General features: G+C 66.2%; 12 protein-coding genes and 1 pseudogene. 8 read left to right on the forward strand and 5 right to left on the reverse strand.

The window, feature by feature from the left end:
- Positions 1–176: 176 nt before the first annotated feature.
- The 3 genes from FVQ98_RS03125 to FVQ98_RS03135 are packed head-to-tail and all read left to right on the forward strand — an operon-like array spanning position 177 to position 2,983.
- Positions 177–1,427: a M20 aminoacylase family protein gene (locus FVQ98_RS03125; protein WP_147911965.1), complete on the forward strand. Its 1,251-nt coding sequence runs from the start codon at positions 177–179 to the stop codon at positions 1,425–1,427.
- 18 nt (positions 1,428–1,445) lie between these two features.
- Positions 1,446–1,880 carry a glyoxalase superfamily protein gene (locus FVQ98_RS03130; protein ID WP_147911966.1) on the forward strand — a complete coding sequence of 145 codons (435 nt, stop codon included), beginning with the start codon at positions 1,446–1,448 and terminating at the stop codon, positions 1,878–1,880.
- Entirely contained in the window at positions 1,877–2,983 is a 1,107-nt protein-coding gene (locus FVQ98_RS03135) for a M14 family metallopeptidase (RefSeq protein WP_147911967.1), read from the forward strand. The genes FVQ98_RS03130 and FVQ98_RS03135 overlap by 4 nt, the downstream gene beginning before the upstream one ends.
- Positions 2,984–3,828: 845 nt before the next feature.
- On the opposite strand, the gene FVQ98_RS03140 is transcribed toward FVQ98_RS03135, so the two are convergent.
- Positions 3,829–4,608, reverse strand: coding sequence for a type III pantothenate kinase (locus tag FVQ98_RS03140; RefSeq protein ID WP_147911968.1), 780 nt, complete (start codon positions 4,606–4,608; stop codon positions 3,829–3,831).
- A gap of 117 nt (positions 4,609–4,725) precedes the next feature.
- On the opposite strand from FVQ98_RS03140, the gene lysM reads away from it, so the two are divergent.
- Complete coding sequence (gene lysM, locus FVQ98_RS03145; RefSeq protein WP_147911969.1) at positions 4,726–5,208, forward strand: peptidoglycan-binding protein LysM; 483 nt, start codon at positions 4,726–4,728, stop codon at positions 5,206–5,208.
- A gap of 145 nt (positions 5,209–5,353) precedes the next feature.
- Positions 5,354–6,832, forward strand: coding sequence for an amidase (locus FVQ98_RS03150; protein ID WP_255507606.1), 1,479 nt, complete (start codon positions 5,354–5,356; stop codon positions 6,830–6,832).
- 183 nt (positions 6,833–7,015) lie between these two features.
- On the opposite strand, the gene FVQ98_RS19985 is transcribed toward FVQ98_RS03150, so the two are convergent.
- The 3 genes and pseudogenes from FVQ98_RS19985 to FVQ98_RS03160 all read right to left on the reverse strand — a co-directional run bounded on the left by FVQ98_RS19985 (position 7,016) and on the right by FVQ98_RS03160 (position 8,577).
- The gene (locus tag FVQ98_RS19985; protein ID WP_370512916.1) at positions 7,016–7,360 is read right to left on the reverse strand and encodes a rhodanese-like domain-containing protein; all 345 of its coding nucleotides are present in this window, start codon (positions 7,358–7,360) and stop codon (positions 7,016–7,018) included.
- Between the two features lie 270 nt (positions 7,361–7,630).
- Positions 7,631–8,221: pseudogene (locus FVQ98_RS20260) on the reverse strand (MBL fold metallo-hydrolase); the annotation flags it as partial.
- A gap of 110 nt (positions 8,222–8,331) precedes the next feature.
- Positions 8,332–8,577 carry a metal-sensing transcriptional repressor gene (locus FVQ98_RS03160; RefSeq protein ID WP_147911972.1) on the reverse strand — a complete coding sequence of 82 codons (246 nt, stop codon included), beginning with the start codon at positions 8,575–8,577 and terminating at the stop codon, positions 8,332–8,334.
- 286 nt (positions 8,578–8,863) lie between these two features.
- Here FVQ98_RS03160 and FVQ98_RS03165 point away from each other — a divergent pair, with 286 nt between their 5' ends.
- Positions 8,864–9,706 (forward strand): PPK2 family polyphosphate kinase, encoded by an 843-nt coding sequence (locus tag FVQ98_RS03165; RefSeq protein WP_147911973.1) that lies wholly within the window; start codon positions 8,864–8,866, stop codon positions 9,704–9,706.
- Between the two features lie 91 nt (positions 9,707–9,797).
- On the opposite strand, the gene FVQ98_RS03170 is transcribed toward FVQ98_RS03165, so the two are convergent.
- Entirely contained in the window at positions 9,798–10,697 is a 900-nt protein-coding gene (locus FVQ98_RS03170) for a LysR substrate-binding domain-containing protein (RefSeq protein WP_147911974.1), read from the reverse strand.
- Positions 10,698–10,815: 118 nt separating this feature from the next.
- On the opposite strand from FVQ98_RS03170, the gene FVQ98_RS03175 reads away from it, so the two are divergent.
- Together FVQ98_RS03175 and FVQ98_RS03180 are read left to right on the forward strand one after the other, a co-directional pair.
- On the forward strand, positions 10,816–11,814 hold the full coding sequence (locus FVQ98_RS03175; RefSeq protein ID WP_370512917.1) for a Bug family tripartite tricarboxylate transporter substrate binding protein: 999 nt from the start codon (positions 10,816–10,818) through the stop codon (positions 11,812–11,814).
- Positions 11,804–13,108, forward strand: coding sequence for a TolB-like translocation protein (locus tag FVQ98_RS03180; RefSeq protein ID WP_255507608.1), 1,305 nt, complete (start codon positions 11,804–11,806; stop codon positions 13,106–13,108). Before FVQ98_RS03175 ends, FVQ98_RS03180 begins: the two co-directional genes overlap by 11 nt.
- The last annotated feature ends 9 nt before the right edge of the window (positions 13,109–13,117 follow it).

The raw sequence follows: 13,117 nt of genomic DNA on the forward strand, positions 1-13,117 counted from the left end.
CTGGCCTGGCGGCCCATGTAGGGCCAGCCAAGAAATGCATAAGAATCGGCTCCCGGCCCTACAACCACTTGCGCGGGCAGCTTCTTTTTCAATAGCAGTCTGCACCTTGGTTGCTGTGGCTGGGGTCTTCACCCGGGACCGCCCACGTCGGCACCATGCACGCTAGACTGCGGTGCATGAAGCTGATCGACTCCATCCTGACCCAGGCCGCCGGCATCGCCGCCGTGCGACGCGACATCCACGCGCACCCCGAGCTGTGCTTTGAAGAGGTGCGCACCGCCGACGTGGTGGCGGCCAAGCTGACGGAATGGGGCATCCCGATCCACCGGGGCCTGGGCACGACCGGCGTGGTGGGCATCGTGCACGGGCGCGACGGCGGGCAAAGCGGCCGCGCCATCGGTTTGCGCGCCGACATGGACGCGCTGCCGATGACCGAGTTCAACACCTTCGCCCACGCCAGCACCCACCACGGCAAGATGCACGCCTGCGGCCACGACGGCCACACCGCCATGCTGCTGGCGGCCGCGCAGCACTTTGCGGCACACCGCAACTTCGACGGCACGGTGTACCTGATCTTCCAGCCCGCCGAAGAAGGCGGCGGTGGCGCGCGCGAGATGATCAAGGAAGGCCTGTTCCAGCAGTTCCCCATGGAAGCCGTGTTCGGCATGCACAACTGGCCGGGCATGGCGGTGGGCAAGTTTGCCGTCTCCACCGGGCCCGTGATGGCGTCCAGCAACGAATTCAGGATCACCATCACCGGCAAGGGCGGCCACGCCGCACTGCCGCACACCGGTGTCGACCCGGTGCCGATCGCCTGCCAGATGGTGCAGGGTTTTCAGACCATCCTGACGCGCAACAAGAAGCCGGTGGAAGCGGGCGTGATCTCGGTCACCATGATCCACGCCGGCGAAGCCACCAACGTCATCCCCGACAGCTGCGAGCTGCAGGGCACGGTGCGCACCTTTACCTTCGAGACGCTGGACCTGATTGAGCGCCGCATGCAGGAGATCGCCGAAGGCATCAGCGCCGCATATGGCGCGACCTGCGACTTCCACTTCCACCGCAATTACCCGCCCACCATCAACACGCCGTACGAGGCCGAGTTCTGCCGCGGCGTGATGGCCGACATCGTCGGCCCCGAGAACGCCGAGGCGCAAGAGCCGACCATGGGCGCGGAGGACTTCTCCTTCATGCTGCAGGAAAAGCCGGGCGCATACTGCTTCATCGCCAACGGCGACGGTGCGCACCGTGGCCAGTATGAAGGCGGCGGGCACGATGCCGGCCCCTGCACGCTGCACAACCCGCATTACGACTTCAACGACGACCTGATCCCACTGGGCGCCACTTACTGGGTGCGCCTGGCCGAGCAATGGCTGGCGCATCAGCCGCCGGCCGACCGGCCCATGCCCCAGGGCGCCGGCAAGTAAACACGGCGTCGCCGCGCCGTGACGACCCGTCCAGCGCCCGCGTTCACCCGCGGGTTCGGCCCGGCCACGCCGCTGCTGCGCCTGTTCGACGAGGCGCACACCCGCGCCTTCTACGTCGACTTCCTCGGCTTCACGGTTGACTGGGAACACCGTTTTGGCGACAACTTCCCGCTGTACCTGCAGGTGTCGCTGGGCGGCTGCGTGCTGCACCTGACCAGCCACTACGGCGACTGCTGCCCGGGCGGCGCCGTGCGCATTCCGGTGGCCGACATCGCCACGCTCACCGCGCTGCAGCAGCGCCTGCTGGCGGCCGATTTCCGTTACGCCAAGCCGGGGCTGGAAGACACGCCCTGGGGCACGCGCGAATTGCGCCTGGGCGACCCGGCCGGCAACCGCCTGGTCTTTTTCGCCGACCTTCCGCCATCCAACAACAGCACCGAGGAGACCCCGTGATCCCGATTCCCGCCGCGTTTTCGTCCAGCTACGCCCAGGCCCGCGTTAAATTTCTGGAAGCCGCCGCCACCGACGGCCTGCGCATCGAATCCTTCAACCACCCCCTGCCCGGCCGCGACGGCGAACAGCTGGCGATGGACATCGCGCTGGACGGCAGCCCGGACGCCGAGCGCCTGCTGATCGTCAGCAGCGCCTGCCACGGTGTGGAAGGCTACTGCGGCAGCGGCGTGCAGGTGTTTGCGCTGCGCGACGACGAGTGGCGCGCCAAGGCCCGCGATGCCGGCGTGGCCGTGCTGTACATCCACGCGCTCAACCCGTACGGGTTCTCGCACGTGCGCCGCGTCACCCAGGAAAACGTCGACCTGAACCGCAACTTCCACGATTTCAGCCAGCCGCTGCCCGTCAATGAAGCCTACCGCCAGGTGCACGCGCTCCTGTTGCCGGAAACCTGGCCGCCCGACGACGCGAACCGCGCTGCGGTGCAGAGCTACATCGAAACCAAAGGCCTGGGTGCCTGGCAGGCCGCCATCTCCAGCGGGCAATACGAATACCCCGATGGCCTGTTCTTCGGCGGCACCGCGCCCACCTGGAGCCACCAGACCCTGCGCCAGGTGTTGGCGAAGTACGCCAGCCGCGCCAGCGACATCGCCTGGATCGACCTGCACACGGGCCTCGGCCCCAACGGGGTGGGCGAGCCGATCTACGCCGGCGCCGACGACGCCGACACCGTGGCCCGCGCGCGCCGCTGGTGGGGCGAGCACGTCACGTCGATCTACGACGGCACATCGACCAGCCCGCTGCTGCGCGGCCTGATGTGGAACGCGATCTACGACGCCGCGCCGAACGCCCGCTACACGGGCATTGCCATGGAATACGGCACGGTGCCGGTGCCGGAAGTCATGGACGCTCTGCGCGGCGATCACTGGCTGGCGCAGCACCCTGAAGCCCCGGCCGAGCTGGCCGCGCAGATCAAGGCGCGGCTGATGGCGGCGTTCTGCACGGACACCGATGCGTGGAAGGGCCAGATCATCAGCCAGGCGCGGCAGGCGATGTTTCAGGCGGTGGATGGGATGGCGGGCGCTGGGGATCCGGCGGCGGCTTAACTTTTTGGGCTTATCGGGCGCTGGCCTTACGGGGGATCGCGCGGGCAGCTATTGAATTTGCAGTTTTCGTGCTTGTTCGACGTTGGTGTTTGAACGACGTTGAGAGGCCGGGAAGTGCGCCCGGCGGCGCAGTTTCTTTCTTTGACTCGCCAAAGAAAGAAACCAAAGAAAGGCGACCCCACGTCTGCGACCCCTGCGCCGTGTGCAGGGGCAAACCTGCGTCGCGCTTCTGCCGGGGTGGGCCGCAGAACTCACTGCGCTGCTTTGCAGCTCCGTTCAGACAGCTGCGGCCAGTCAGTGCACGAAGCGGCTGCATCCTTTGGTGCAGCCGCCACCCCGCCAGAATCACGCCGCAGGCGCAGCCTCAAGGGGCGTGGAACAGCCACTCGGGCCATCGCAGCGCTCGGCCTCGGATTCGCGGCCGAGCGCAGCGATGGCCCGGATCGTCTTCATTCCCCTGTGGACGTGCCGAGAAGCGCAGAGCGGGCGGTGGGCGCGGGCACCGAAGGATGGCCGCGCTTCGTGCTCTGACTCGCTGCAGCTGTCTGAGCGGCGCTGCGCAGCAGCAAAGCGAGTTCTGCAGCGCCACCGCCCGATCGAGCATCGCAGGTTGCCCCGCAGCATCGCTGCGGGGACACGGCCAGTGGGGTCGCCTTCTTTTGCCTTCTTTTCTTGGCGAGTCAAGAAAAGAAGGTGCGCCGCCGGGCGCACGTCCCGGCCTCCGAACTTCAATGAATCGTCGAAGCAAAACGAGCAATTGACTACAAATTCAGTAGCTCCTCACGCCAATGTCTATAGGGTAAAACGGCAAAATCACTTAAATCCCGCGCGCTCCGCGCACCCATTTAAAACCGGCTCGCCATCTCACTGCGCTCACGTGCAATCACCAGCAGCCCGTCAAAAATCATGCTCTCGATCAGCTCGAACGGGCGCGTCATCGCCGGCAGCATCTTCCAGCCCGCGCCGCCCGTCATCAGGCACAGCGGCTCGGCCGCGCAGCGCTTGAACAGGTGCTGGAACATGCGCTCGCACGCCCCGGCGATGGCGAAGGTGCCGCCGCTGGTCAGGCCGTCGCTGGTGTTGGTCGGGAATTCGCACACATCGCCCGTCGGCACGTGCAGGCCGGCCGTGCCCGACTCCAGCGCGCGCAGCATGATGCCGTGCCCCGGCAGGATCAGCCCGCCCAGGTAGCGTCCGTGCTGGTCGATCGCTTCCACCGTCACGGCCGTGCCCACCATCACCAGCAGGATCGGGCGCGGCGGGCCGCGGCGCAGCATGTGGTGGCGCGCGCCGATCATCGCCACCCAACGGTCGGCGCCCAGGCGCGAAGGGTAGTCGTAGCCGTTGGTGAGGCCCGCCTCGGCCTCGCTGGCCACGACCCAACGCGGCTCAACGCTCCAGCCCTCCATCTGCTCCTGCACGCGGTGCTTGACCGCCTGGCCGGCGACGATGCAGCCCAGCATCGTCGTCGGCTCGGGCTGGGACGCCCACACGCCCTCACCCAGCCGGTCGATCTGCTCCAGAAATTCCGCGCCGTGCGCCAGCACCTGCGCCTCGGGCGCGGGCCGCTCGTACAGCGTCCATTTCAGTCGCGTATTGCCAACGTCGATCGCCAAAAAAGTCATGGGGCGCCATTATTAGCGAGTTTGTCCTACAGGTGTTGCGGTGCCCGCCGGCGCGACCCGTCATCGGTGCGGGTTACATTTCGGCTTTCCGTTCCAACCCCTCAAAGGAGAATGCACATGGGATTGTTCAGTTTCATCAAGGAAGCCGGTGAGAAGCTCTTCGGCGGCAAAGAAGTCGAACAGGCAGCAACCTCCAGCGCGCCCAATCTGGCCGAGCTGAACGCCAAGGCCGGCGACGCGATCAAGACGTACATCGAAAAGCAGAACCTGGGCCTGTCCGGCCTGACCGTGGCTTTTGACGGCGCCACCGGCAAGGTCACCCTGGGCGGCAGCGCCCCCAGCCAGGAAGCCGCTGAGAAGGCCGGCCTGTCTGCCGGCAACGTGGCCAGCGTGAGCGATGTCGACAACAACCTGCAGTACCCCGCCGGTACCGCTTCGCAGTACCACGACGTGGTGAGCGGCGACACGCTGTCCGCCATCTCCAAGAAGTACTATGGCGACGCTAACAAGTACAACGTGATCTTCGAAGCCAACAAGCCGATGCTGTCGGACCCGAACAAGATCTACCCCGGTCAGAAGCTGCGCATCCCGGCGCTCTGATTTGCATAGCTGCCTGCGCAGACCCATGTAGGGTTTCGCAGGCTTTATGCGAGAAAAGGCACCTTCGGGTGCCTTTTTCATGGGCGCTTCCAAGCCACCTGCGTGCGCGACAGGCACCGCGCATCGGCGCGCGTACAGTGCACGCATGAACGCCGCCGCCCCCGCTTCGCCGTCCGCTGCCCCTGACGCCCCCGACGCCATCACTGCGCTGGACGCCACGGCGCTGTCGGAAGCGATCCACGCGCGCCAGCTGTCGTGCCGCGAGGTGATGCAGGCCTACCTGGCGCGCATCCACCGCCTCAACCCGACCTACAACGCCCTGGTGTCGCTGCGCCCTGACGACGCGCTGCTGGCCGAGGCCGACGCTTGCGACGCCGAGCTGGCGCGCGGCCAATCGCGCGGCTGGATGCACGGCCTGCCACAGGCGATCAAGGACCTGGCCAACGTGGCGGGCCTGCCCACCACGTTGGGCTCGCCGCTGATGAAGGACTTCGTCGCGCAGGAAGACGGGCTGATGGCCGCGCGCATGAAAGCGGCCGGCTGCATCGTCATCGGCAAGAGCAACACGCCCGAATTCGGCCTGGGCTCGCATACCTTCAACGAGGTGTTTGGCGCCACGCGCAACGCCTATTCGCCCAGCAAGACGGCCGGCGGCAGCAGCGGCGGCGCGGCCGTGGCGCTGGCGCTGCGCCTGCTGCCGGTAGCCGACGGCTCGGACTTCATGGGCAGTTTGCGCAACCCCGCGGCCTGGGCCAACGGCTTTGGCCTGCGACCCAGCCAGGGCCGCGTGCCCATGGTGCCGGCGCTGGACGTGTGGGTGTCCCAACTGGGCACCGAGGGGCCAATGGGCCGCAGCGTGCGCGACGTCGCGAAGCTGTTGGAAACACAGGCCGGCTGGTCGCAAAGCGCTCCTTTATCGATAGCTGGTCGCGCAGACTCCTCTAGGGCCGGCGACGCATTGGACGTCAAAGCCCAGCGCATCGGCTGGCTTGGCAACCTGAACGGCTACCTGCCGATGGAAGACGGTATCCTGGCGCGCTGTGAAGACGGCTTGCAGCGCCTGCAACACCAGGGCTGCGCAGTCGAACCGGCCACGCTGGGCATGGCGCCGGAACGGGTGTGGATGGCCTGGCTGGTCTGGCGCCGCGTGCTGGTGGCGTCGCGCGTGGCGCCGTTCTTGCTGAAGGCCGGCAACCGCACGCTGATCAAGCCCGAAGCGCTGTGGGAGCACGACCAGGCCCAAGGCTGCAGCGCAGCCGAATTCCTGTCGGCCAGCGTGACGCGCACCCAGTTCTACCAAAGCATGCTGGCGCTGTTCGAGCAGTACGACTTTTTGGCGCTGCCGACCACGCAGGTCTGGCCGTTCGACGTGACCGAGCGCTGGCCGCAGTCGATCGCCGGCCGCCCCATGGACACCTACCACCGCTGGATGGAGGTCGTCATCTACGCCACCTTCGCCGGCCTGCCCTGTATCAGCGTGCCGGTGGGCTTCAGCCCCGACGGCCTGCCCATGGGCATGCAGCTGATCGGCCCCCCGCAGGACGACGCCGGCGTGCTGCGCCTGGCGGCGGCGTACGAAGCGGTGATCGGCGATTGGCTGGGGCGGTTGCCGGGCGTGGGCTGACCTGAAGGCGCCGCGGCGGCGCACGATTGCGATGCTGAGCGTGACGGGTCTCACGCAAAAGCACCCATGAAAACGCTATGAATTCAGAAGCTATCCGCGCAAGTGGTTCTAAGGCCGACGCCAGAATTCTTCACAAAAACGGAATCAACCCAAAACCGGCGGACCGGCAAGCGCCCCGGCCCCTCAGTTCTGCCGCCAGGGCAGACCGGCGTGGCGCCAGCCGTTCTGGTGGCCGCGCTGGGCGTTGGCGTCGGGGTCGCCTTCAAAGCCGCCCAGCACGTTGTACGCGGTCAGCCCGAGCTCCGTCGCGCGCTTGGCGGCGGCGATGGAGCGCACGCCGCTGCGGCACAGCAACATTACTGTCAGCCCTTCTTCCGCCGCTGCCTGCACCTGCACATCGAAATCGGGGTTGAGCGCCATGCCCGGCCATTGCTTCCAGGCGACGGCGGCGGCGCCCGGCACAAAGCCGACCCATTCGCGCTCGGCATCGGTGCGCACGTCGACCAGCACAGCGCGGCCGCTGTCCATCCACTGGCGAGCGGTTTCGGGTGTGATGTCGCCGGCATAGCCGTCCGCCAGGGCCGGCTCGCCCCGGGCAGGTGATGAAGCTTGCGGCGCGTTGCGCCCGGAGCGCTGGTTGGCCGGTACGGCTTCGTCGATGCGGCGCGGTTTCGGTAAGTCTAAAGCATCCATCAACGCCACGAATTCGTCACGTGACTTGTCCGCGAGGCGCGGATTGGTCGCTTTTTCCAAGCCAATTGTGGACTGAGTACGTTCGTGGTAATCGTGCCCTGGCCAGACAATGGTGTCGTCGGGCAGGGTGAACAGCTGGCCAGTGATGCTGTCGTAAAGCTGCGCGGCCGAGCCGGACTGGAAGTCGGTGCGCCCGCAACCGCCAATCAGCAGGGTGTCGCCGGTGAAGACGTGGCGCTCGTCCTGGCGCAGATCGGGCCGCATTTCATGGCCGAGCGGCACATTTGACGCCTCGGTTGGCACCTCTTCGGGGTCGTGCCATTTGCGCTCCCAATAGAAGCACACGCTACCCTGCGTGTGCCCCGGCGTGTGCAGCACGCGCACGGCTTCGCGCCCGAAGCGCAGCACGTCGCCGTGCTTGAGCTGCACTGCTGCGGTGCCCACGCCGCAACCGACCGGCGCGGCCAGCTGGGCCCCGGTCATTTCCGCCAGTTGCGCTGCGCTGGTGATGTGGTCAGCATGTGCGTGCGTTTCCACCGCCCATTTGAGCTTCAGGTTCAGGCGACGCAAGGCGTCGAGGTCGCGCTCGAGCTGCTCCGTCACAGGATCAATGATCAACGCATCCCGCGACACCTCATCGAACAGGATGTAGGTGTAGGAATGCGAGGTCGGATCAAAAAGCTGCGTGGGGTTCATGGCCCCAGTGTAGAGCGAACGACCCGACCCGGCACGCCTGCCGTCATGTGAAAGCCGGTCTCGGGCTTGCCGTGGCCGGCCAAGCGCCAGGCTAGGCCCGGCGCAGCCGCTCAGGCAAAGCGGACCAGGATGTCGGCGACATCGTCGGCACCGGCCTTACCGTCGGCTATCAGTGTTGCGACCATGGCAAAGAACGCCTTGTCCAGCGCCTTGCGGGCAGCCGTCATCTGCTGCGCGACCTGCTCGGATTCGGCCTCCGCCTGAATCAGTTTCTGCAGCCCGCGCAGTTGTCCTTCCACGCGCGCGAGACGCGCGCAAAGTGCCTTCTTTCCAGCTTCTTCAGTGACGATGCTCATGATTTAGCCCCTTACTCCAGTACTACTTTGGTGTCTATATGCACCTCTCTCTCAGGACCGAATAGTACTGGGAAGTAGACCGAGTTGACTAATCTGATTCACATATTTTTGACACATGATGACAACATACCCAGTGACAACCTAAGTATGTCGCCCATTGCCAACGGAATAAGGTGAGCGCCCGCACATCTGCATGGCTACATAGCCCCGAGCTGCGGGGGGTTTGCGAAAACCACACACGCCCTGTAACTTCGGGCCACTTCGACTTCCCAGAAACGAACGTGGAATGACCAAAAAAAGCAACAACCCCACCGGCAGTCCGGCATTAGCCTGGACGGTTCCGGTCGGCGGCGCCCGTTTTTCCTTGCAAAAACTGTCGCCCGGCGACAAGCCTTTTTCAATCGGCAACAAGACCGAGGACAAAAGCCGCATCACCGAACTGGCGCAGGAAATCGACGCGCTGCAGGACATTTTCTGGGCCGACAAGCGATTCAAGTTGCTGGTGCTGTTGCAGGGCACCGACACGGCCGGCAAGGACGGGACGATCCGCGCGGTGTTCAAGGAAACCAGCCCGCTGGGCGTGCGCACGCACGGCTGGAAAGCGCCGACCGAACTGGAGCGCAGCCACGACTTCCTCTGGCGCATTCACCAGCAGGTGCCAGCGGCGGGCGAATTCATGATCCACAACCGCAGCCACTACGAGGACGTGCTGGTGCCAGTGGTCGAGGGCTTCATCGACGCCGCCGGCACCGCCCAGCGCTACCGGCAGATCAACGATTTCGAACGCCTGTTGTGCGAAACCGGCACGGTGGTCATGAAATTCATGCTGCACATCAGCTTCGACGAACAGCGCGAGCGCCTGCAGGCGCGCATCGACGACCCCACCAAGAACTGGAAGTTCAGTGAGGGCGACCTGGAAGTGCGGACGCAGTGGAAGGCCTACCAGAAGGCCTACGACGACCTGCTGCGCGCCACCTCCACCGAATGGGCGCCCTGGACCGTGGTGCCGGCCGACAGCAAGACCCACCGCAACTTGATGATCGCCACCCTGGTGCGCGACAAGCTGCGGTCGCTGCAGTTGCGCTATCCGCCGGCAGACCCCGAGCTGAAAGGGCTTCATATCCAATAGGGGGCAGCGCAAGCAGCTCCTTATTCGATAGCAATCTGCTTGACGAAAGCAGCGCTCACCCCGTCAGGCTGCGCCCGTGACCTGATCCGCCTCAGCGCTGGGCGGCGCCGAAATGCCGACGCACCCTTGCGGCGAAGTCGGCCGCGGCATCGGAAAGCGCTGACTGGGCGGCAAAGGCCATCACCACGGCCACCGGCGACACGGGCTCGATCGGCCGCACCGCCAGGCCTTCGCCCAGCGCCGTGGCGACATAGGGGTTGACGATCCCCACGCCGGCGCCGCCGCGCGCCATCATGCAGACGGTGCTGGAATAGTTGGTCTCGACCATGCCGGACGTCTCTACCGCGTGCTGCTGCAGCGCGCGCCGCAACTGCTGCCAGGTGCTGTCGTTCTCGCCCAGCGTGAGCAGCACCTGACCTTGCAGATCGCGCACATGCAGGCGCGCGCGCTGCGCCAGCGGATGGGACGGGTGCATCACGGCGACCATGTCGCGCTCGTCCAGCACTTCGGCATCCAGGCCCGCTCGGCGCACTGGCTGGGTGGTCAACACCAATTCGTGGCCGCCGCGGGCCAGGCTGGTCTGCAGCACGCTCATGCCGGCTGTCTCGATCTTCACGTGCATCTCAGGTCGGTCGCGCATGAAGCCGGGCACGATCTGGGGCAGCACGCTCAGCGCCAGCGCCGGCGTGCAGCCAATGCGCAGCGAACCCGCTCCGGAGCGGCGGATCGCCGCGACTTGCAGGGCGATGGCGTCCATGCCTTCGAAATGGCGCTCAACCACGGCCAGCAGGGCCTGCGCTTCGGGCGTGGGGCGCAGGCGACCGTGGTGCTGGTCGAAAAGCCGCAGCCGCGTCTCATGCGCCAGTTGCGCGATCAGGCGGCTGACCGACGGCTGCGTGGTGTGCAGCACCTCGGCGGCGGCGGTGACGGTGCCGGTCTGCATGACCGCACGAAACGCCTCGATCTGGCGGGGGTTCAGTGCGCGAGGCATGAGGTATTCGACCAGGATGGCATATCAAAAATGTATGACGTGGCGACAAAGAAGCATTGTTCAGAATACTTCACGCGCCTTAGGCTTGCCCCTTGAAGAGAAGGAGAAAGCAATGCCCATCGTGATGAATTCATACCATCGCCCGCGCCGTGCGTGGCTGGCCGCCTCGGCCGCTGTGTTTGGCTTGGCGTTCAGCGCCGGCGCGCTCAGCCAGTCCGCGCCCTACCCCAGCAAGCCGATCAAGATCATCGTGCCGTTCACCGCCGGGGGCAGCTCGGATGTGCAGGGGCGCATGCTGGCGGACGCGCTCAGCCGGTTGTACGGACAGTCGGTGATCGTCGACAACCGGCCCGGCGCCGGCGGCCACATCGGCGGCAAGGCGGTGGTCGACGCGACGCCCGACGGCTATACCGTGCTGTTGGGCTCAATCGGCCTGCACGCGACCTACGGCGTCTACAAGAAGCTGCCGTACGACCCCAGCAAGGACCTGAAGATCGTCACCGTGCTGGCTGAAATGCCGCACGTGGTCGTGGCCACGCCGTCGCTGCCCGCCAAGAACCTCCAGGAGCTCACGGCACTGGCCAAGCGGCAGCCGGACACCGTCCACTTCGGCTCGGCGGGCATCGGCTCGTCGGTGCACATGCTGGGCGAGCTGTACAAGCTGGCTTCGGGCGCGCCCATCGTGCACGTGCCCTACAAGGGCAGTTCGGCCGCGCTGAACGACTTGCTGGGCGGTCAGATCCAGCTCATGTTCGAGAATCCGCCCACCGTGATTCCCCAGGTCAAGAACGGCAAGCTCAAGGCCCTGGCGGTCTCGGGCCAGCAGCGCATCGCCGCCCTGCCGGATGTGCCCACCGGCATCGAGTCCGGCTACCCCGGTTTCCAGGCCACGTCATGGACCACGGTGGCCGTAGGCGCCAACGTGCCCGACGCGATTGCGGACAAACTGAACGCGGACATCCGCAAGATCGTTTCCGCGCCGGAGTTTCGCAAGGGCCTGGAAGAGCAGGGCATGACCGCCGTGGCCAACACGCGGGAGACCGCACGCAGCTTCGTCGCGGCAGAGAAGGTCAAGTGGGACAAGGTCATCGCGCAGGGCAAGCTGAATGCCGACTGACACAGTGACTACTGCTCCGCTTGCCGCTGGGCAGGCCGCCGCGCCGCGCGCGCGCCGCCTGGGCGGCGACGCACGCCACCACTTCTTTGGCTACTACAACAAGAGCACCTGGGACCGCAGCGGTCGCTGCGTGCTGGCCCAGCGCACGCCCTACCGCGATGTGCTGCTGCGCCCGGATTCGGAAGCCGAGGTCGGCTACTTCGACCTGCAGGACGGCGATCGCTTCCACGCGCTGGCCCGCACGCGCGCCTGGAACTGGCAGATGGGCAGTCAGCTGCAATGGCTTGACGGGCTGCCGGGGCGGCAGTTCATCCACAACATCCGAACCCCGGACGGGGGCCACCCCTACCGCGGCTTCGGCGCGCAGGTCGTCGACGCCGACACCGGCGCCATCCGGCCCCTGCCCGCGCCGGTATACGTGGTAGCGCCCAGCAGCGAATGGGCGCTGTGCGTCGACTACCGCCGGCTTTACGTGACGCACGAGACCATCGGCTACAGCGAGCCCGACGGACCGTTCGATCTGCCGCTGGCGCCCTCGGCCGACGGCATCTGGCGCATGGAACTGGCGACCGGCGCGCTGCGGCTGCTGGTCAGCTACGCCGACCTCAAGGGGTTTCACCATCGCCCGTCGATGGACAAGGCCATCCACTGGGTGAGCCACATCGAGATCAACCCGGCGTCATCGCGCATCCTGCTGCTGCACCGCTGGACCGAGCGCGTGAAGGACGAAACCTGCTTCCTGCACCGCCTGATCACCATGAACCCGGACGGCAGCGAGCTGCGCCTGCTGGAATGCTCCGACCACCCGCTGCCGCAACTGGCCGACGACTTCGACCCCAGCGCCGTGGGCACCTTCGACTATGAGAAGTCGGAGTGGCAGATCTCGCACCCGCTGTGGCGCAACGACCATCAGATCATCGTCTGGGGACCGCACGATGGCGCGATCCACTACCACCTGTACGACGACGCGCCGGGCGGCGCCGTCCAGGTGGTGGGCGACGGCACACTGACCGAAAACGGCCACATGACGTTCTCGCCGGCCAACCAGCGCTGGCTGCTGTCGGACACCTACCCCGACGCCACCACCCACGAGCGCATCCTGTTCCTGTACGACATGGACACCGGTCGCAAGATCGATCTGGGCAGCTTCTACGCCGACCCGACCTTGTCCAAGGAGAACCGCTGCGACCTGCATCCGCGCTGGAGCCGCGACGGCCGCCAGATCTGCATCGATTCGGTGCACGAAGGCGATCGGCAGATGTACGTGCTGGACGTGGCGGATCTCGTCGGCTGAAGGGGCCTG

This window comes from Ottowia flava (assembly GCF_008017535.1).
Lineage (GTDB): Bacteria > Pseudomonadota > Gammaproteobacteria > Burkholderiales > Burkholderiaceae_C > Ottowia > Ottowia flava.

What these genes read in the sequence shown, in the direction of transcription:
- FVQ98_RS03160 (WP_147911972.1), bottom strand. Translation starts at nt 8,577, where the DNA reads ATGAGCATCGTCACTGAAGAAGCTGGAAAGAAGGCACTTTGCGCGCGT.
- FVQ98_RS03140 (WP_147911968.1), bottom strand. Translation starts at nt 4,608, where the DNA reads ATGACTTTTTTGGCGATCGACGTTGGCAATACGCGACTGAAATGGACG.
- FVQ98_RS03125 (WP_147911965.1), top strand. Translation starts at nt 177, where the DNA reads ATGAAGCTGATCGACTCCATCCTGACCCAGGCCGCCGGCATCGCCGCC.
- FVQ98_RS19985 (WP_370512916.1), bottom strand. Translation starts at nt 7,360, where the DNA reads ATGGACAGCGGCCGCGCTGTGCTGGTCGACGTGCGCACCGATGCCGAG.
- FVQ98_RS03170 (WP_147911974.1), bottom strand. Translation starts at nt 10,697, where the DNA reads ATGCCTCGCGCACTGAACCCCCGCCAGATCGAGGCGTTTCGTGCGGTC.
- FVQ98_RS03180 (WP_255507608.1), top strand. Translation starts at nt 11,804, where the DNA reads ATGCCGACTGACACAGTGACTACTGCTCCGCTTGCCGCTGGGCAGGCC.
- lysM (WP_147911969.1), top strand. Translation starts at nt 4,726, where the DNA reads ATGGGATTGTTCAGTTTCATCAAGGAAGCCGGTGAGAAGCTCTTCGGC.
- FVQ98_RS03165 (WP_147911973.1), top strand. Translation starts at nt 8,864, where the DNA reads ATGACCAAAAAAAGCAACAACCCCACCGGCAGTCCGGCATTAGCCTGG.
- FVQ98_RS03150 (WP_255507606.1), top strand. Translation starts at nt 5,354, where the DNA reads ATGAACGCCGCCGCCCCCGCTTCGCCGTCCGCTGCCCCTGACGCCCCC.